Raw genomic sequence first — 18,887 nt, 5'->3', positions numbered from 1 at the left:
CTCGGATGCGGGATACCTCATTCGTCGTCGTCCCCATCCGCGATCATGCTTTTTTTGAGCAGCCGCAGTTCCAGTGCCTGTTCTGCCACGACCTCCTTCAGATCTCGGGCTTCACGGCGCAGGCCTTTAACCTCGCTCGACGTCGCTGCACGCGCCGTATCACCCGCCAGGCGCTTCTTGCCAGCTTCAAGAAACTCCTTCGACCAACTGTAGTACAAACTCTGGGCAATCCCCTCACGGCGGCACAGTTCGGCAATGCTGTCCTCGCCCTTCAGACCGTCCAGCACGATCCGGATCTTCTCTTCCGCCGAATACTGCTTGCGCGTCGCGCGGCGGATGTCCTTGACGACCTTCTCGCCGTGGCTCTTACGTGTTCCGGGTTGGGGATCACGATCGCAGGATCAAAAACCCTTTTTTCTTCTGGGCACTGCTCTCTTCCTCTTCACCGCGACAGCGTTGGGTGTCTTTCTGGCGACGATCGCGCGGTCCATGGCACAATTCGCCCTTCTGGTGATGTTGATCATCTTGCCCATGTTGATGTTGTCAGGTGGGGAAACACCCGTCGAAGGGCAGCCCGACTGGCTACAGATCGGCACTCTGATTCTGCCGTCGCGCCACTATATGGCAGCCAGCCAAGCTATTGTTTTTAAAGGTGCCGGGCTAGAAACTGTTTGGCCGGAGTTCATGTGGATGGCCTTGTTGGGTGCCACACTTCTGACGATAAGCCTTGTGCGCTTCAGGCAATCCGTTGTGCACGACGGCTAGGACCGAGGCCAAAGTTGTTTTGGCATTGGAAGGTTGGCAGGCAATAACCGCGATAGGCAAGTGGAGGTTAGCTGGAAGTTTTCTGTTGATGTGACCCCGTGTCCAGAGCTCTTGCCACCTTGTGTTTGTGTGCCAAAGCGTAAGTTCAAGCACAGGCTTGTTTTGCTTGTGCAGCTAATGGCAGCAATATGGACTGCGACCGCAGCATCCAGACCGGGCGCTCAACGTCTGCTTTGGGCCGTCCCTGAAACTTTGCAAAGTCTGCATTCTGCGCATTACCACCATCCACCAATCATGCAACACACGACAAGATTGGGCTCAAAGCAACCTCAAGAAAACAATCGACCTTGACCAGCCAGCAGTTAGTTAAAGCCCCAGCTTATCCCGCATAAAGGCCAGCGCCACCTGCAAGCCATCCGGCGCGATCCCGTGGCCGGTGCCCTTCATGATATGGGCATAGACATCCTGCCAGCCCGCGTCCTGCAATGCCTCGGCCGCCTGAGGCAGCGATTGGGGTGGCACAACGTCATCCGCATCCCCATGGATCAGGATAACTGGCGGGCGACTGACCACCTCATCCTTGAGCAGTTCTGGCGAGAGTAAGCGCCCCGAGAAGCCCACCACTCCGGCCACCTCGTCTTCGCGGCGCGGAGCCACGTGCAGCGCCATCATGGTGCCTTGGGAAAAGCCAAACAGAACCACCTGTTCGGGCAGCACGTCCTCGTCCACCATCAACGCATCAAGAAAGGCATTTAGGTCTTCGCTTGCGGCCATCAGCCCGCGTTCAGCCTCTTCCTCGGAACTGCCATCAATCCAAGGGATAGGAAACCATTGCAACCCGGTGGGCATCATCGGGATCGTCTCGGGGGCATCAGGCGCGACAAACAGCGTATCCGGCAGATGCTCGCCCAGCACATCGGCAAGGCCCAGAAGGTCGGCACCATTGGCGCCGTACCCGTGCAGAAACACCACAATCGAGCGCGTCGTCCCAGAATGCGGCTCTTTGCGGCCCGCTTGCAAAACCCGTGTCATCTGATCCCTTCCCTGTCTTTCACCACCCGGTAGTAGGCCCAAAGGATACGTGCCGCAACCGATCTCCATGGGCTCCAGGCCCGGGCCATGTCACGCAATGCACGTTCCTTGGGACGTTCGGGCAATTCGTAGAGCACGCGTGCCGCCTCTTGCAGGGCCAGATCGCCGGGCGCGAATACATCCGCGCGGCCAAGTGAGAACATCGCATAAATCTCGGCAGTCCATTGGCCAATACCGGGCACGGCGGTCAGCGTGGCAATGACATCTTCGTTGGTTGCAACCTGCAGGCTGTCGTAATCAATCGCGGCCTCGGCCAGTGCTTTGGAATACCTGATCTTCTGACGGCTCAACCCAACCGCGCGCAAGTCATCCTCCGTCGCTTGCAGAACCACCCCGGGCTGATCCAGACCTGCCTTTTGTATCCGCCCCCAGATGGCGGAGGCCGAAGCGACACTGACCTGCTGGCTGACAATCGCGCTCAGCAATTCGCCGAACCCATCAGGTTTGCGGCGCAGGGGCAGCGGCCCTGTCAGGGTGCGTGCGTGGGCCAGCCGTGGACAGATCAGGGCCAAAGCCTCGGCCCCCTCTTCGACATCGTCCAGAGTTTCGATAATTCGCCCGCTCACAGTTTGGCCACCCACTCCAACGCCTCGGCCACGGTTTCGACCCGGCTGCCATCGCTGCTGGGCGGGCGCGCCAGAACCGCGACTGGCAATCCCAGTTCCCGCGCGGCAATCAGTTTAGAGCGTGGTGCCTCGCCGCCCGCATTCTTGACCACCAGCCAATCCACCCCAAGGCGTTGAAACAATTCTTTTTCTTCTTCGACCGAGAAGGGCGGCGTGCCAACAAGAAACTCACCATTGGGCAATGGAAAGGGCCGCGCCGCCGGGTCAAGACGCCGCACGATCAGGTGACGACCCGTCAGATTACCAAACCGCTCCAACGTGTCGCGCCCTGTCGTCATGAAAACCGTCGATCCTTCGGGAATGTGATGCACCGCGTCTTCTTCGCGTGCCAGCGTAACCCAACTGTCGCCCGGTTCCGGCACCCATGGCGGGCGCAACACCTGACAATAAGGCAAGCCCAGATCAACGCAGATGCGTTCGGTGCGCAGGGTGATCCGCTCGGCAAAGGGATGGGTGGCATCCAGAACGGCGGTGATATTTTCTTCTCGCAGATAGTCGCGAAACCCTGTTTCTCCACCGAAGCCCCCCAGACGGGTGGGCACGGCAAGCGGGCCGACCTCGCGTGCCCCGCCGGAAAGCGATGCCACGACCGCGACGCCTTTCACCGCCAGCGCCTTCGCAATCTCGCGCGCCTCCAAGGTACCGGCCAGTAAAAGCAGGGTCATCGGCGTAGTCCGGCAGCATGATCGGAAAAACAAGCATCATCAAGCATATCCGGCGCAGGTTACGCAGCCTAGCCGGACTTGCCAATCGCCAAATCACACGGCTGTTCACGCCCTCTTGCGGGGGAGTACGAACAGGTCTAGCACTCGTCCCATGACCGACGCAGCCCTCCATATCGATGACACCCGCGCCAAGCGGAACGTGACCGTTCTGGTGCTTGCCCAAGCGATTCTGGGATCGCAAATGGCAATGATGTTTGTCGTCGGCGGCTGGGCCGGGCAATCGCTGGCCAGTAATGTCTGTTTTGCTACTTTGCCGATTTCGCTGATCGTCGTGGGGTCCATGCTGGCGGCCAATCCGCTTTCGATGGCGATGCAGAAATATGGCCGCAAGGCCGGGTTCTTTATCGGGGCTGGAGCCGGTGCGGTGGGCGCCGTTGTCGGGGCCTGGGGGCTTTACGTCGCCTCATTCCCGCTGTTCCTTCTGGGCAGCCTGATTTCCGGTGTCTACATGTCAGCGCAAGGATTTTACCGCTTCGCCGCTGCCGACACCGCCAGCGAGGCCTTCCGCCCAAAGGCGATTTCCTATGTTCTGGCCGGTGGTCTGGCCAGCGCCATCATCGGCCCGCAACTGGTGAAAGTAACCAGTCAGGCGATGGTGATCCCATTCCTTGGCACCTACATCGCAATCATCGTGCTGAATATCGTCGGTGCATTGCTGTTTCTGTTCCTTGATATCCCCAAACCACCCAAACCTGCCGAAGACAGTCCACGTGGTCGTACACGGTGGGAGTTGATCACCACTCCGCGTATTGCCGTGGCGGTCATCTGCGCGATGGTCTCTTACGCGTTGATGAACCTTGTAATGACGTCGACTCCACTGGCCGTAGTGGGCTGCGGTTTCACCGAGGGTAACGCAGCCGACATCGTCACCGGACATGTGCTGGCGATGTTCGCGCCTTCGTTTTTCACGGGCCACCTGATCGCCCGTTTCGGGGTTGAGAAGATCATGGGGCTGGGGCTGTTGATCCTTGCGGGTGCGGGTGCCGTGGCGCTTCAGGGTGTTGGCCTTGAGAATTTCTTTATCGCGCTGATCCTTTTGGGGATTGGCTGGAATTTCGGTTTTATCGGTGCCACCACCATGCTGGCCGGTGCCCATGAACCGCATGAACGGGGCCGGATGCAAGGCCTCAACGATCTTTTGGTGTTCGGCGGGGTCACCGTCGCCTCGCTCGCCTCGGGTGGGTTGATGAACTGCTCGGGCGGGTCCGCCGAAGCGGGCTGGATGTCGGTCAACCTGGCGATGGCACCGTTCCTGGTGCTGGCCGGTGGTGCGTTGATCTGGCTGGTGCTGCGCCCGAAAACAGCCTGACCACACAGCTGTTGCCCAAAGCGCCATTCATTTCTAGACTCAGGAAAAACCACGACAGGAGGTATCATGTCCCTCGCCCGATACGCAATTCTGGCGGCATTTCTGGCCGGCCCAACCCTTGCCGAAACATATCATCTTGATCCCACCCATACCGAGGTCCGGTTTCTCTACAGCCATGCGGGTGTTTCTGAACAATCCGGCGAATGGACTCGCGTCGACGGCACGGTCGATTTCGACCCCGCGGATTTGGCCGCCACTTCGGCTGAAATCACCATCGAAAGCGGCAGCCTTCACACCGGGGTCAGCCCGCTGGACGATTATATGAAAAGCAGCGCCTTCTTTGATGTGGATCGCTTTCCCGAGATCACCTTTGTGTCGACAAGTGCCGAAGATATCGGTGAAGACCGGCTGCGCATGACTGGCGATCTGACCGTGAAAGGTCAGACTATGCCGATCACGCTTGAGGCCGAACTGACCTTTATGGGCGAGCATCCGCTCGGTAGTGGTTTCGCCTATTTCAAGGGGGATTGGATTGGTGTGCGCGTCACCGGCCTTCTCAGCCGCTCCGCGCTGGGATTGGGTACATTGCCCCAGCTTGCCGGAGACGAGGTCACGCTTCGGATCTCGTCCGAGCTTCGCGCCGGCGGGTGGTAGCCCCACCAACGGCAACGACATCGATGCGCTCTGGCAGGATTACCACCGTCCGCTGCCAGCCCGGGCGATCAGCCGAAGACGGCTGGCAATAGGCGAGATATCCAGCCGTCCCTCTGACACCCGCATCGGAGAGGCAACGGCCCGGCGCAGGATTGCGCCGGTTTTCCACGCTGGCAGCAAGGCAGGACGCGCCTCTTTGGAAATCTTTCTGCGGGCTTTGCGGGCCGAGTGGAGACGCGCCAGCCCTGTATCGGCCAAGCTGCGCACAGTATCAGGGCGGCCATCGACCAATGGCACCCTGCCCGCCTCCTCAAGCGCAGGGATCGCGCGCAGCAGATTGCCGAGGCCATGAGCATAGCCCGCGTCGAGCACTACGCCTTTGTCGGCCTGCCCCAAGGCGCGGGCAGCGGCCAACATTAAGTGGCCGGAGGTGTTTGTGATATAGGTGTCAAACGCCGCCACATCCTCGAACGGATCGCGGTTGATATCCCAATACCGTGCGATGATCAGGTCATCGAGCAGGCTTGCCCCTTCGGCATCCAAGATTCCGGCCAGGGGCGTGACCACCTCGTGACGCCGCACAAAGCCGCCCGCGCGGATTTCTTCCAGCGCATCGCGCCACCACTGCAGGCGCATTTCGGCGATCAGCGCCTCTTGTGTTACCCATGGCGCACGGGCCACTTCGACGTTGAACGCATAAAGCGGGAATAGGATTTGGCGCGCTGCAACTGGCGCGGCCATCGCAGCCATGAACCGCTCCGGATCGCCCCGGCGCACCAGATCGGCACAGGCGTTCAGATCGTCAGGATTCACGCAGAAGCTTCCAGTTTATGGCATCCAGCAGCGCCTCAAAGGACGCATCAACTATGTTCGGGCTGACCCCGACAGTGGACCAGCGCCGTCCCTGCCCGTCTTCTGAATCGATGATGACACGGGTTACCGCCTCGGTCCCGCCCTGGGTGATGCGCACCTTGAAGTCGACCAGTCGCATATCCTCAATGGCGTTTTGATAGCGGCCCAGATCCTTGGCCAGTGCCTTGGACAGCGCGTTAACCGGGCCGCGATCACTGCCCGCCTCGTCCATCGACTCGCTGACCGATAGTTTCTTTTCGCCGTCCACCTTGACCACGACGACCGCCTCGGACAGCGATATCATCTTGTTATACTTGTTCTTGCGCCGCTCGACCGTGACCTTGTAGCGCTTGACCTCGAAAAAATCGGGCAGCTCGCCCAGTTCGGCGCGCGCCAACAGCTCGAAACTCGCCTGCGCGCTGTCATAGGTATAGCCGTGGTCCTCTCGGGTCTTGATCTCGTCCAGAATGCGGGCCAGCGCGGGGTTGTCTGGGGCCACATCCAGCCCGGCTTCGGCCAGACGTTGGCGCAGGTTGGATTGCCCGGCCTGGTTGGACATCGGAATCAGGCGCGTGTTACCGACCGCCTCAGGGTCGATATGCTCGTAGGTGGTGGGGTCTTTCAGGATCGCGCTGGCATGCAGCCCGGCCTTGTGGGCAAAGGCCGAGGCCCCCACATAGGCCGACTGTTTCAGCGGTACCCGGTTCAGGATTTCATCCAACTGGCGGCTGGCTTGGGTCAGCGTCTTTAACGCCTCGGGTGTGACGCCGGTCTCATACTGGCTGGCATAGGGTTCTTTCAGCAGCAAGGTCGGGATCAACGCGGTCAGATTGGCATTGCCACAGCGTTCGCCCAACCCGTTGAGCGTGCCCTGAATTTGCCGCGCGCCTGCATCGACGGCGGCCAATGCCCCGGCGACGGCGTTTTCCGTGTCGTTATGGGTATGGATGCCCAGCCGGTCGCCCGGAATACCCGCCGCGATCACCGCCTTGGTCACGTCATGGATATCGTGTGGCAACGTGCCGCCATTGGTGTCGCACAGCACGATCCAGCGCGCGCCGGCCTCAAGCGCGGCATGCAGACAGCCAAGCGCGTAATCGGGGTTGGAATGGAAACCATCAAAGAAATGTTCGGCATCAAACAGCGCCTCGCGCCCCTGCCCAACGATATGGCTGATCGAGGCGGCGATGTTGGCGGTGTTTTCGGCCAGCGAGATGCCAAGGGCCTTTTCGACATGAAAATCATGGGTCTTGCCGACCAGACAGACGGCGGGGGTGCCCGCGTTCATCACAGCGGCCAGCACATCGTCGTTTTCGGCGCTACGACCCGACCGCTTGGTCATGCCAAAGGCGGTCATCGTCGCGCGGGTTTGGGGGGCCGCATCGAAAAACGCACTGTCGGTCGGGTTCGCCCCGGGCCAGCCGCCTTCGATATAGTCGAGGCCCAGCGCATCCAGCGTTTCGGCAATCGCCTGTTTCTCGGCAGTTGAGAACTGCACCCCTTGGGTTTGCTGTCCGTCGCGAAGGGTGGTGTCGTAGAGGGAGAGGCGGGCGCGTGTCATGATCGCACCCCAGCTGTTACCGGGTTGCCAGGAGCGCAGCGACGGGCCGCGCCCGACCCTCCCCCCGGGAGGGCGCATTTCGTGCCGTCATGCACCGAAGCACTGGTGCGATAGCTGCACTGTTTCATGCTGTACTGACGATGCAAGCGCCCACCCAGGCTCGGGCGCATCCCTTGTGCTTGGAGGATCATTTGAGGGCCTCCAGCTTGGCAGGGTCGAAGTCGGGCCCCCTAATCAGCTCCACCTCTGTCTTAGACATACGCACTTCTACTCCCGCGTCACCTAACGCCTTTTTGAGGTGGTCAACGGCGGAGAAATCTTTTGTGTCAAGCGCATCAATGCGCATTGCCCACAAACGGCTTTTTATCTCATCGAGCAACCCACCAATATGGAATGCTTTCTCAACAGAAACCCGGACTCCATCTCGCCAATCTGAGCCAATACCTAAGAGTTCTAAGGTCGCCAGGAAGCGATTTACGTCTTCTCTGTTTTTAGCTTCTTTGAACTTTCGGTGTAGGAGCGAGATCGCCAGAGAAGTGTTGAGGTCGTCAGCCAAAGCATCAACGACTTCTAGATGCGGGCGCCTTTGACGTTCTGCACCATCTGTGAACTGCCGCCATTTCCAAAGTGTATCTTTGGCCTCTCTCGCCTTCTCAGCCGTCCAGTCCATCGGCTTGCGGTAATGGGTACTCAGGAACACAAAACGGATCACCTCGCCGGGGATGCCTTGGTCCAAGAGATCACGGACGGTGAAAAAATTGCCCAGTGACTTGGACATCTTCTTGCCCTCAACCTGCAGCATCTCGTTATGCATCCAGACCTGGGCAAAGCCGCCCTCGGGGTGGGCACAGCAGCTTTGGGCGATCTCGTTTTCGTGGTGGGGGAACATCAGGTCGTTGCCGCCGCCGTGGATGTCAAAGCTCTCGCCCAACAACTCATAGGCCATGGCCGAGCATTCGATGTGCCAACCGGGGCGGCCCCTGCCCCACGGGCTGTCCCATCCGGGCAGGTCATCGCTGGAGGGCTTCCACAGCACGAAATCCATCGGGTCTTCTTTGTAGGGCGCCACCTCGACCCGGGCACCGGCGATCATGTCATCGACCGAGCGGCCAGACAGACGGCCATATTCCTTGTAGGATCGCACGCGGAACAGCACATGGCCCTCGGCCGGATAAGCATGGCCATCGGCGATCAGTTTTTCGATCATCGCCACCATCTGCGGGATGAACTGTGTGGCGCGTGGCATGGCATCGGGCTCCAGAGCGCCCAAAGCGGCCATGTCATCGAGGAACCATTGCGTGGTCTCGGCGGTGATGTCGCCAATGGCACGGCCACTCTCGGCGGCGCGAGCATTGATCTTGTCATCTACGTCGGTGAAATTGCGCACATAAGTGACGTGATCGTCGCCATAGACATGCCTAAGCAGCCGGTTCAGCACATCAAACACCACCACGGGCCGTGCATTGCCCAGATGCGCGCGGTCATAGACGGTGGGGCCACAGACATACATCCGCACGTTTTTCTCATCGAGGGGCGCAAACTCCTCTTTCTTGCGTGTCAGGGTGTTGTGCAGCTTGATCTTAGTCATAAAGCCCTCGTTGGCGCGCAGGTGTCCCGCGGCGGGCTTAGCAACTTAACGTCGTGGATGGAATAGAAGACCGGCCCGCCTGAGAATTCTCAGCGGGTAATGCAGCAAATGATGATGGTTGCGTTGGTCATGGCGCGACCATACGCCCCGGCCCCTTATCCGGTCAAGCCCATGGGCGCTACGGGCATCAGTTGTGGCGCGCAAACACCTCGGACCGACCACCAGTATGCACCAGCAGCGTCTCGAACGGCTCGCGCGTATCCCCCATTTCCATGCCGGGAGAGCCGACCGGCATCCCGGGTACGGTAAGTCCCAGCGCGTCGGGACGCTCAGTCAATAGGCGGCTGATATCCTCGGCGGGCACATGGCCTTCGATCACGTAGCCATCGATCATGCCGGTATGGCATGAACTCAGCTCATCGGTGATGCCGACACGCTCTTTCAACTCCCAAAGCGCCGATTGCGTGACGTCGCGTGTTTCAACGTCGAAGCCTGCGGTTCGCATCGCGTCAACCCAGGCGCCGCAACACCCGCATGTCGGAGACTTGGCAACCATCAGGCGCGGTGTGTCTGCAAGTGCGGTACGCGCCAGAAGCGGCAGGGTCATCGACATGGCGATAAAGAGTCTACGGTTCATGCGGGCCTCATCTATGTTTTGGCTTTTCGTTACCGAATCCAAGTATGGCGGAGAACCGGACCTTCCTCAAGACAGAGCGGTCCTTGGCCTCGTCCACCTGTGACAGATAAAAAAGCAGGATCAGGGGCATCACTCATACTCCACCGCCTCAAATTCGATCCCGTCGGGGCCATCGAAGTAAAACCGGCGGCCCGGCTCATAGTCCCCGTGGCTGTGCGGTGTGAACCCGGCAGCTTTTACCCGCGCCTCGGTGGCCTCGATGTCATCGACCACGACGCCAACATGGTTCAGCCCCGCGGTTTGCTGGTAGGTATTGCCCATCGGGCTGAGAGTGACATTGGGGCGATAGAGCGCCAGATAGCTGTCATCATCGCCCACATGTACGGTAAAGCCGTTGTCCTTGGCCTCACCTTGCCAGCGGATATGCCAGCCGAAAAGATCACACAGGATCGCAGCACTGGCGGATGGATCGGGGACGGTGATGTTTACATGTTCCAGTTTCACGGGCTTTCCTTTGTCATTGAATCACTTCGGCATCCAAGGTAATTCTTCAAGTATACTTTAAGACAAGAGGAAAATTTCGGATGGCATCAAAGGCCCTTGCCAAACGTAGTCTGACCATTGGCACCGTGGCGCGACGCACGGGGCTGGCCACTTCGGCGATCCGCTATTACGAGGATGAAGGGCTGGTGCATCCAGATCGCAACGACTCAGGGCATCGCCGCTATGAGCGTTCAGACCTGCGCCGCCTGTCCTTCGTGATGATCTCGCAGGATCTGGGCTTTGGCATTGCCGAGATTCGCACCGCATTGAACAGCCTGCCGGACAATCGCACGCCGACCAAGGCGGACTGGGCGAAAATCTCGAACCGGTTCGGGGCCGAGTTGGACAGACGCATCGTCCGGATGCAAAGCCTGCGTGAACGATTGGACAGTTGCGTCGGATGCGGCTGCCTGTCCCTGAAAACCTGTACTCTTTACAACCCCGAGGACCGCGCGGCGCGGCGCGGCACGGGGCCAAGGTATTTGATGGGGGATACGCCGGACAACGGCCTACAAGGCGAATCCGATTGACAATCCGGCACCACTTTGGCCACGTCGCCGGATCAGGCGGAGGTAGGGCATGAAGCTTTCAAACAGGATCACCGGGATCAATGCAGGCGGCTCGGACGGTTGGGGCATCTATATGATGGCCCGGCAGATGGAGCGTGATGGCATTGACGTCACCCATCTGACAATCGGCGAGCATGACATCAAAACCGACGCGATCATCCTTGAAGCAATGTACAAGGCCGGCCTTGACGGCCATACCGGCTATGCCTTTGGCAGCGGCAATCCCGGCCTGCGCGAGCGCATCGCCAAACGCGTGAGAGAACGGACCGGCGTGGCCACAACGCCCGAGAATGTGCTGGTGGTTCCTGGTGGTCAGGCCGGGCTTTTCGCGACCCATATGGCGTGTTGCGATCCCGGCGACAGGGCGATGTTCATCGACCCCTATTATGCCACCTATCCCGGCACGATCCGCAGCGTCGGTGCCGTGCCTGTCCCTGTCCGGGCGCGTCCCGAGCGGGCGTTTCAACCCGATGCCGCCAACCTTGAGACGCAGGCAGATGGAGCATCATCGCTGCTGATCAACTCACCCAACAACCCGACGGGCGTGCTTTATACCCGCGAAACGATGGACGGCATTGCACGGGTCTGCTGCGATCATGAAATGTGGCTCATCTCGGACGAGGTGTATGACACGCAAGTGTGGACCGGCACCCATCTGAGTCCCCGCGCCCTGCCCGATATGGCAGAGCGCACATTGGTCATCGGCTCTATGTCAAAAAGCCACGCCATGACGGGCAGCCGCATAGGGTGGGTCGTCGGCCCTGCCGAGGCGCTGGAGCACATGGGACATCTGGCCACCAACACTACCTATGGTGTCGCAGGGTTCGTGCAGGAGGCGGCCAGTTTTGCGCTGGATCAGGGCGAAGTCTTTGAAGAGCAGATCGCCGAACCGTTCCGCCGTCGTCGTGATTTGCTGCTGGAATTGGTCGAGGCACAGAACGTTGTACGTGCGATCCCCGCGGATGGGGCCATGTACATCATGCTTGATATGCGCGCGACGGGTCTGACAGGAGAAGAGTTCGCAACCGGGCTGCTGGAAACCCACCATGTGGCGGTGATGCCTGGCGAAAGCTTTGGTCAGGCCGCAGCGGGCCATGTGCGCGTGGCCCTGACAGTCAACGACGAACGTTTGGGCGAAGCGGTCCGGCATATTTTGGACTACGCCGCCCAAGTGGCAGCCTGATCGAGATGTCGCTTTCGGCCCTCGGGTCGCAAACAGACTAGACAGCGCAGAGTGAATCGCGTCCCCTCCCAAGACCAAGAGGGAGAGACCGGCATGACGCCGTGTTGCAAAATCGCTGTGATCATTCGCACCATCGGTGCGCAGCGGGGCCGTGCGGCCCGGGGACGTCCGGCATTGGTGTAAGCCCACATCTTTGCCAACTTATCCCACGTACAGGACCACAAACATGAATGATCACACCCCCCGCCGCTCTGGCGGTCGTAATGCCCGCCGTGCCAGCCGTGCCGCCCCTCTGGAAGAGGCGCTGCGCCCCATCCGCCCTGGCCTTGAAGGCGGCATGTACAAACCCCTGACCCAGGCCCAGGTCGAACGCATCCACCAAACCGCGCTGGACGCGCTGGAACAGATCGGCCTGGCCGATGCTCCACCAAGCGGGATCGAGTACTTGACCAGTGCAGGCGCGATCCTTGGCGATGACGGGCGCATCCGCTTCCCCCGCGCACTGGTCGAGGACATGCTGACCAAGGCGAACCGCTCGATCACCCTGCATGGCCGCGACCCGCAATACGATCTGGAACTGTCGGGTGCCAAGGTACATTACGGCACCGCCGGGGCCGCTGTGCATATGGTTGATGTGCATGGCAATGAGTATCGCGAAAGCACATTGCAGGACCTGCATGATGCAGCCCGGATCGTCGACAAGCTCGACAATATCCACTTCCTGCAACGCCCGATGGTGTGCCGCGATATCGTGGATAATATGGAGATGGACCTGAACACGGTCTATGGCACCGCAGCGGGCACCACCAAACATATCGGCACCTCGTTCACCGAACCCCACCACGTGGCCCCTGCCCTGGAAATGCTGCATATGATTGCCGGGGGAGAAGACAAGTGGCGCGAGCGCCCCTTCATGAGCAATTCCAACTGTTTCGTCGTTCCGCCGATGAAATTCGCCACGGAGTCTTGCGAAGTGATGGAGGCCTGCATCAAGGGCGGGATGCCCGTGCTGCTGCTCTCGGCAGGTATGGCCGGGGCAACAGCCCCTTCCACCGTCGCGGGGGCCATCGTGCAAGCCACGGCCGAATGCCTGGCCGGGCTGGTCTATGTTAACGCCATTGCTCCGGGGCATCCGGCGATCTTCGGCACCTGGCCCTTTGGGCTGGATCTGCGCACCGGGGCGATGTCCATTGGCTCGGCAGAGCAAGCGTTGCTGACGGCCGGCTGTGGGCAGATGCACCAGTTCTACGATATCCCCGGCGGGGCCGCTGCAGGCGCCTCGGATTCCAAGATGCCCGACATGCAGGCCGGGTGGGAGCAGATGTGCACCAATGTGATGGCGGGCCTCTCGGGCGTGAACATGGTTTACGAGGCGGCCGGCATGCATGCGTCGTTGCTGGGCTTTTGTCACGAGTCGCTGATCCTCGGCGATGACATCATCGGCCATGCCCTGCGCTGTGTGCGCGGCATCGAGGTGGATGATGAAACCCTCGCGCTGGACCAGATCAAAGAGGTCTGTCTGGGCGGCACCGGCCATTACCTCGGCACCGGTCAGACACTGGCGCGGATGCAGTCGGATTACGTTTACCCGACCCTGGGCGACCGGACCTCGCCCAAGGAATGGGCCGAGTTGGGCAAACCCGCCCTGCTGGACAAGGCCACCGCGCGCAAGGAAGAAATCCTGTCCGAACGCTCGGCCGCCCGGTTTGATCCGATGGTGGATGCGGAAATCCGCAAGGCGTTCAACATCTATCTGCCTGCGTGAGCTGAGATCATCGGAAAGATGGCAGGTATTTCCTGCCATCTTGCCATCCACCCCGAGGCCTGATGCTAGCGGCCCTGCTGCTTTTCCATTTCGTCAAAGGCGCGCGTCCACTGCCGGTCGCGCAGAAGCTTGCGAAAGGCACGCTCTAATTCAGCCACGCCATTGCGCTCATACCATTTCCCATGGGCGATGATGACGCGGCGAGGACCCCAGTCGATCATCTGTTCGATATCCTCACCCAAAGCGTTTTTATCCCTGTAAGAGCGGCGAATGATCGGCGGCATGCGCCCATCCACATCCTCAATCCCGTTCAGCCACACCCAAGGGCGGCAATGCGCCGGAAGCTTAGCGGTTTCAAAGGCTTGCAGAATATCCGTCAGGATCAGCGTGCTGCTGGGACGATGAAAAAACACCACTTCATTGTGCCATTTACTGCCCCGGACGAGCAATTGGTCGATCTGCTCCGCCCAAGGTCTCTCTGCCTGATCCGCTTGCAACGGCTGATCCTGAGGCAAGGTCAGCCCGTGCTTGGCTGCGCGCTCCACCACACCGGGGGCTGCCCAGAATTGCGCCTCGGGAAAGGTCGCCTGCCAATCATTCAGATGGGTGTAATGGAACTGGTTTGGCGCAATAAGGTGCCGGACCGGCCCAAGCGCGTCCAGTTCAGCATGGAGGATTTCGGTCAGTTGGGTCGGCGAATGCACCCAAAGATCACCGCTTTCCAGCCGCACCACAGTGGCGCGGGTGGAAAACGGAAAGCCCGCGACCTTGATCGCGGGCCCATCAATCAGCCAGAGCCCCTCAGCCACCGGCTTGAGGGTGTTGAGAGGCTCGTAGCCGGTCATGGCTTACTCGGTCACAGTGACCGAGGTCATCACATCGGGCTTGCCGGTCACAGCGCCGCTTTGGCCCTGCCCGCGTTTGATTGCATCGACAACGTCCATGCCATCGGTCACCCGGCCCACAACGGTGTATTGGCCATTGAGGAAGTAGCCTTCAGCGAACATGATGAAGAACTGGCTGTTGCCACTGTTTGGATCCTGCGAACGGGCCATGCCGACAACGCCGCGATCATAGGGCACATCCGAAAACTCGGCCTTGAGGTCAGGCTTAGAGCTGCCGCCCATGCCCGCGCGGCGCATGTCACCGCCCTCAAGCTTGCCGAATTCCACATCGCCGGTCTGGGCCATGAAGCCTTCGATCACGCGGTGAAAGACGACTCCGTCATACGCGCCCTCGTCGGCCAGCGCCGTGATCTGGGCCACGTGACCCGGTGCCACATCTTCCAGCAGGTCGATGGTGATGGTGCCATTGGCCTCGCCGGCCACTTCGATGGTCAGGCCCGTCGCCAAGGCGGGGCTAGCCAACAGGCTGAGTGCCAGAGCGTATTTAAACATCTGCGGCCACCTTCATGCTGACCATACGATCGGGGTCGGCAGGCGGCTCGCCCCGGGTGATGGCATCGACATGCTCCATACCTTCGATCACGCGGCCATAGACGGTGTATTGACCATTCAGGAAATGGTTGTCCTTGAAATTGATGAAGAACTGGCTGTTGGCCGAGTCCGGCATCTGGCTGCGCGCTGCACCAATGGTGCCGCGATCATGGGGCAGTTTGGAGAACTCGGCCTTGAGGTTGGGCAGGTCCGACCCGCCGGTGCCCGCGCGCCCGAGGTTGAAATTCTTTTCCATGTTGCCATTGGCGACGTCGCCGGTCTGAGCCATGAAGCCATCAATCACCCGGTGAAAGCAGACATTGTCATAGGCACCTGAGCGGGCCAGTTCTTTCATCCGATCGCAATGGCCGGGGGCCACATCGGGCATCAGCTCAATCGTGACGGTGCCGTTTTTCAGCTCCAGCAGAATGGTGTTTTCGGGGTCTTTGATCTCGGCCATGCCGCACTCCTTTATCATCAGTTGGCAAATACCTATGCCGTTGGTTCCGGATTGCCAAGGGGCAGAGGTTGACGCCCCAGCATGATCACGCCAGAAGGGCGCCAAAGACGGCGCAGGAGGCCAAGGGCATGAGCTGGAAAACCCTCGACGATATGGAACTGGCAGGCAAACGCGTGCTAATCCGCGTGGATATCAATGTTCCCGTTGAGGATGGGCTGGTCAGCGATGCGACGCGGATCGAACGGATCGTCCCCACCATTACCGATATCCTCGCCAAGGGCGGCAAACCGATGCTGATCGCGCATTTTGGCCGCCCCAAAGGCAAGGTCGTGCTGGACATGTCGCTGCGCGTGGTACTGCCGGCTCTAGAAGAGGCATTGGGGCGCAAGGTCACCCTGATCGAGACGCTGGAAGGAGCCGAGACCCTGACGGCCGAAGCCCTTGCCGCTGATGTGATCCTGCTGGAAAATATCCGGTTCTATCCGGGTGAAGAGGCCAATGACCCCGAATTCGCAGCCCGACTGGCCGGTCTTGGTGACATCTATTGCAATGATGCCTTTTCGGCGGCGCACCGCGCGCATGCCAGCACAGAAGGCATCGCGCGTCACCTGCCCTCTTGCGCTGGTCGCCTTATGCAGGCCGAGTTGCAGGCGCTTGAGGCCGCACTTGGCACCCCCAAACGCCCGGTTGTGGCTGTGGTTGGCGGGGCGAAAGTGTCGACCAAGCTGGACCTGCTGGGCAATCTGGTGGGACAGGTCGATCATCTGGTGATCGGCGGGGGGATGGCCAATACCTTTCTGGCCGCACAAGGGCTGAACGTGGGTAAATCGCTGTGCGAACACGATATGACCGACACCGCGCGCGAGATCATGGTCAAGGCGGGCGCATCGGGCTGCGAGATCATTCTGCCTGCCGACGTGGTGATTGCGCAGGAATTCAAGGCCGGGGCCGCCCATGAAATCGTGCCGGCACATGCCTGCCCGGAAGACGCGATGATTTTGGACGCCGGACCCGCCAGCGTAGCGCGTATCACTGCGGCTCTAGACAACGCGAACACCCTGATCTGGAACGGCCCTCTTGGCGCGTTCGAGATTGAGCCCTTTGATGCCGCCACCAAGGCCGCCGCTGCCCATGCCGCGCGTTTGAGCCGAGAGGGTAGCCTGATTTCCGTGGCGGGGGGCGGTGATACCGTAGCGGCTTTGAACCAAGCGCATGCGGCGGATGATTTCACTTATATTTCCACCGCCGGGGGCGCGTTTCTGGAATGGATGGAAGGCAAACCTCTGCCCGGTGTCGCGGCCCTGTCCGCGGACTGAGGTAAGGTTTTCCATACTGTGGATCACAACCGCGTGTGCCTAGCTTGAGGGATAGCTTTAAGCAGAAGGATATCCTCATGCGCCCTTTGAAATCTGCCCTTTATGCCACCTGCCTTGGACTGACCCTGTCCGCCCCCGCCCTGGCCGAGGGCGATCCCAAGCCCGGCATCCTAGATATCATTACCCCTGATCGTATCGCCGAATCGGTAGCCAGCATCATCTTATCCTCGCTGCGCGTGGTGATGGAGGTTGAGTACGAGCATCTGAGTACCGATGTGATGCGCGGCACGGTATCCCTGTCCGGCGTGACCCTGCGCCCGCAACTGCCCTATGATCGCGCCCGCCAATGCGAAATCACCCTGCAACAGGCTGCGTTTGACCTTGGCAAGTTCCGCCCCGAACTGTCGGCCAGCAACGCCTCGATCACCATTGTCGGTGCCAAGGGCAACATCGCCTGCCTGCCGCGTGACGCCGGGTTGATGATGCGGTCGGCCGGGTATAGTGAGATCGAAATTGACCGGCTGAACTATGAAATTGATTACATTCACGGCACCGGTGAAATCCGCACGAATGGCTCGGCCGCGATCAATGATATGCTGACGCTTGATCTGGCGGTGGCCGGTGCGATCCTGCCACGTCTCGACGAGTTTGGGAATCCTGGCGACCCGGCAATTCGCATGAAACACGCGGTTCTGGGCCTGCAGGACACTGGCGGCTGGGACCGTCTGTCGTCGCAAATCCCTGAAAACCTGCGTCAGCCCGAGGTGGTTCAGGCGCTTGGCACCGAGGCGATCATCGACGCGCTTGGCAATGGCGGCACCCGCGCACTGACCGCAACTGAACGTCTGTTTATCGACGATCTGATGGCACATGTGGCCGATTTCATCCGCGATCCCGGTGAGATCACCATCGAAGCACAGTTGCCGCCGGGCGGCATCGTTCTGGAGCCTGAGATTTACGAAATGCCTGAACAGTTGTTGCAGGCGCTGGCCCCCGATGCGCGAACCGCGCCCCGCGCGCAATCAGACCTGTTCGATCCCGGCCTGCTGGCACGGATTAACGATGATCTGAGCGGCCCCGAACTGATCGAACTGGCCAATGCCCTAATTTCGGGCACAGGTGTACCGAAGGCCGAGGCGTTGGTGCCGGGCCTGCTGCAGCCCCTGCTGAATTCCGATGCCCCCGAGGCAGCCGAGGCCGCGCTGCTGACCGCCCGTGCGCAAATGACCGTTGATGCCTCAGCCGCTTATGGCAATGCACTGGCCGCCAGTTCGGCCCGCCTGCCCGGTGCCGTGTCGCTGCTGGATGCACTTGAGGCGCGCCTGACCACCGGCGAGGTGATCGCGGCCCAGCTCGCTCATTTGGGTGCAACCAGCGTTGCCGACCCCACCGAGGCACTGCCCGAAGACAATGACGTCCGTGCGGTGCGTGCATTGGCCTTGTCGCATTTCACCGGCCTTGGTGCGCCACGGTCATATCAGCTGGCGTATTACTATGCACTGATTGCTGAAGCCGCTGGTGATATCGGCGCGCGTCCGCTGCGCGAGGATATCGAGGCGCGCTTTGCCAACCGCGGTGCAGAGGTGGATGCACTTTGGGGCGATCTGCGTCTGGGCACGCAGGAACAAGCGCTGTCTGATTGGATCGCCATGGATATGGCCAGCCGGTTCGACCGCGGCGAATAAGCGCGGGCACTGGGCGAAACCTCGTGCTGAAACGGGGTTCGTCCAGCCCGTTAGCGCCACCAGAATTGCAACCTGCTTAAGGCTCGCCTAGAAGCCCCCCAACAGAGGATAAACGGGGGCA

The 18,887-nt window shown here is 60.4% G+C and carries 19 protein-coding genes and 1 pseudogene; 8 read left to right on the top strand and 12 right to left on the bottom strand.

The window, feature by feature from the left end; genetic code table 11:
- Nucleotides 1-338: pseudogene (locus V6N02_RS16310) on the bottom strand (transposase); the annotation flags it as partial.
- Here V6N02_RS16310 and V6N02_RS16305 point away from each other — a divergent pair.
- On the top strand, nt 256-765 hold the full coding sequence (locus V6N02_RS16305) for an ABC transporter permease (RefSeq protein WP_371227133.1): 510 nt from the start codon (nt 256-258) through the stop codon (nt 763-765). The pseudogene V6N02_RS16310 and the gene V6N02_RS16305 sit on opposite strands and share 83 nt — an antisense overlap.
- 366 nt (nt 766-1,131) lie before the next feature.
- On the opposite strand, the gene V6N02_RS16300 is transcribed toward V6N02_RS16305, so the two are convergent.
- From V6N02_RS16300 to V6N02_RS16290, 3 genes are read right to left on the bottom strand one after another with little or no spacing between them, the layout of a single operon-like run.
- Nucleotides 1,132-1,797, bottom strand: a complete 666-nt coding sequence (locus V6N02_RS16300; RefSeq protein WP_371227131.1) for an alpha/beta hydrolase — start codon at nt 1,795-1,797, stop codon at nt 1,132-1,134.
- Complete coding sequence (locus V6N02_RS16295) at nt 1,794-2,423, bottom strand: DNA-3-methyladenine glycosylase family protein (RefSeq protein WP_371227129.1); 630 nt, start codon at nt 2,421-2,423, stop codon at nt 1,794-1,796. Before V6N02_RS16295 ends, V6N02_RS16300 begins: the two co-directional genes overlap by 4 nt.
- Nucleotides 2,420-3,148, bottom strand: coding sequence for a cobalt-precorrin-6A reductase (locus tag V6N02_RS16290; protein ID WP_371227127.1), 729 nt, complete (start codon nt 3,146-3,148; stop codon nt 2,420-2,422). The genes V6N02_RS16295 and V6N02_RS16290 overlap by 4 nt, the downstream gene beginning before the upstream one ends.
- Nucleotides 3,149-3,299: 151 nt before the next feature.
- On the opposite strand from V6N02_RS16290, the gene V6N02_RS16285 reads away from it, so the two are divergent.
- Complete coding sequence (locus tag V6N02_RS16285; protein ID WP_371227125.1) at nt 3,300-4,517, top strand: MFS transporter; 1,218 nt, start codon at nt 3,300-3,302, stop codon at nt 4,515-4,517.
- Nucleotides 4,518-4,583: 66 nt separating this feature from the next.
- Nucleotides 4,584-5,171, top strand: coding sequence for a YceI family protein (locus tag V6N02_RS16280; RefSeq protein ID WP_371227123.1), 588 nt, complete (start codon nt 4,584-4,586; stop codon nt 5,169-5,171).
- 39 nt (nt 5,172-5,210) lie between these two features.
- On the opposite strand, the gene V6N02_RS16275 is transcribed toward V6N02_RS16280, so the two are convergent.
- The 5 genes from V6N02_RS16275 to V6N02_RS16255 all read right to left on the bottom strand — a co-directional run bounded on the left by V6N02_RS16275 (nt 5,211) and on the right by V6N02_RS16255 (nt 10,313).
- Entirely contained in the window at nt 5,211-5,984 is a 774-nt protein-coding gene (locus V6N02_RS16275; RefSeq protein ID WP_371227121.1) for a squalene/phytoene synthase family protein, read from the bottom strand.
- A complete protein-coding gene (gene cimA / locus V6N02_RS16270; protein ID WP_371227119.1) occupies nt 5,974-7,584 on the bottom strand; it encodes a citramalate synthase in 1,611 nt (536 codons plus the stop codon). The genes V6N02_RS16275 and cimA overlap by 11 nt, the downstream gene beginning before the upstream one ends.
- Before the next feature lie 187 nt (nt 7,585-7,771).
- The gene (gene cysS, locus V6N02_RS16265; RefSeq protein ID WP_371227117.1) at nt 7,772-9,172 is read right to left on the bottom strand and encodes a cysteine--tRNA ligase; all 1,401 of its coding nucleotides are present in this window, start codon (nt 9,170-9,172) and stop codon (nt 7,772-7,774) included.
- A 187-nt stretch (nt 9,173-9,359) separates the two neighbouring features.
- Complete coding sequence (locus V6N02_RS16260) at nt 9,360-9,809, bottom strand: DUF411 domain-containing protein (protein WP_371227115.1); 450 nt, start codon at nt 9,807-9,809, stop codon at nt 9,360-9,362.
- A 129-nt stretch (nt 9,810-9,938) separates the two neighbouring features.
- On the bottom strand, nt 9,939-10,313 hold the full coding sequence (locus V6N02_RS16255; protein WP_371227113.1) for a VOC family protein: 375 nt from the start codon (nt 10,311-10,313) through the stop codon (nt 9,939-9,941).
- A gap of 80 nt (nt 10,314-10,393) precedes the next feature.
- On the opposite strand from V6N02_RS16255, the gene soxR reads away from it, so the two are divergent.
- From soxR to V6N02_RS16240, 3 genes are all read left to right on the top strand, one after another.
- A complete protein-coding gene (gene soxR / locus V6N02_RS16250) occupies nt 10,394-10,882 on the top strand; it encodes a redox-sensitive transcriptional activator SoxR (RefSeq protein WP_371227111.1) in 489 nt (162 codons plus the stop codon).
- A 49-nt stretch (nt 10,883-10,931) separates the two neighbouring features.
- Nucleotides 10,932-12,104 (top strand): pyridoxal phosphate-dependent aminotransferase, encoded by a 1,173-nt coding sequence (locus V6N02_RS16245; RefSeq protein WP_371227109.1) that lies wholly within the window; start codon nt 10,932-10,934, stop codon nt 12,102-12,104.
- Nucleotides 12,105-12,330: 226 nt separating this feature from the next.
- On the top strand, nt 12,331-13,869 hold the full coding sequence (locus V6N02_RS16240; protein ID WP_371227107.1) for a trimethylamine methyltransferase family protein: 1,539 nt from the start codon (nt 12,331-12,333) through the stop codon (nt 13,867-13,869).
- A 65-nt stretch (nt 13,870-13,934) separates the two neighbouring features.
- On the opposite strand, the gene V6N02_RS16235 is transcribed toward V6N02_RS16240, so the two are convergent.
- From V6N02_RS16235 to V6N02_RS16225, 3 genes are read right to left on the bottom strand one after another with little or no spacing between them, the layout of a single operon-like run.
- Nucleotides 13,935-14,714 (bottom strand): DUF4336 domain-containing protein, encoded by a 780-nt coding sequence (locus tag V6N02_RS16235; protein ID WP_371227105.1) that lies wholly within the window; start codon nt 14,712-14,714, stop codon nt 13,935-13,937.
- A gap of 3 nt (nt 14,715-14,717) precedes the next feature.
- Nucleotides 14,718-15,266 (bottom strand): peptidylprolyl isomerase, encoded by a 549-nt coding sequence (locus tag V6N02_RS16230; RefSeq protein ID WP_371227103.1) that lies wholly within the window; start codon nt 15,264-15,266, stop codon nt 14,718-14,720.
- A complete protein-coding gene (locus V6N02_RS16225) occupies nt 15,259-15,765 on the bottom strand; it encodes a peptidylprolyl isomerase (protein ID WP_371227101.1) in 507 nt (168 codons plus the stop codon). The genes V6N02_RS16230 and V6N02_RS16225 overlap by 8 nt, the downstream gene beginning before the upstream one ends.
- A 128-nt stretch (nt 15,766-15,893) precedes the next feature.
- Between V6N02_RS16225 and V6N02_RS16220 the strand changes: the two genes are divergently transcribed.
- Nucleotides 15,894-17,081: a phosphoglycerate kinase gene (locus V6N02_RS16220; protein ID WP_371227099.1), complete on the top strand. Its 1,188-nt coding sequence runs from the start codon at nt 15,894-15,896 to the stop codon at nt 17,079-17,081.
- Between the two features lie 77 nt (nt 17,082-17,158).
- Nucleotides 17,159-18,766, top strand: coding sequence for a hypothetical protein (locus V6N02_RS16215; protein ID WP_371227097.1), 1,608 nt, complete (start codon nt 17,159-17,161; stop codon nt 18,764-18,766).
- Nucleotides 18,767-18,887 lie beyond the last annotated feature (121 nt).

It is taken from the genome of Roseovarius conchicola (genome assembly GCF_041403425.1).
GTDB classification, from domain to species: domain Bacteria; phylum Pseudomonadota; class Alphaproteobacteria; order Rhodobacterales; family Rhodobacteraceae; genus Roseovarius; species Roseovarius conchicola.
Note: the sequence above shows the minus strand (reverse complement) of the source record. Positions and strands in the feature narration are given on the sequence as shown.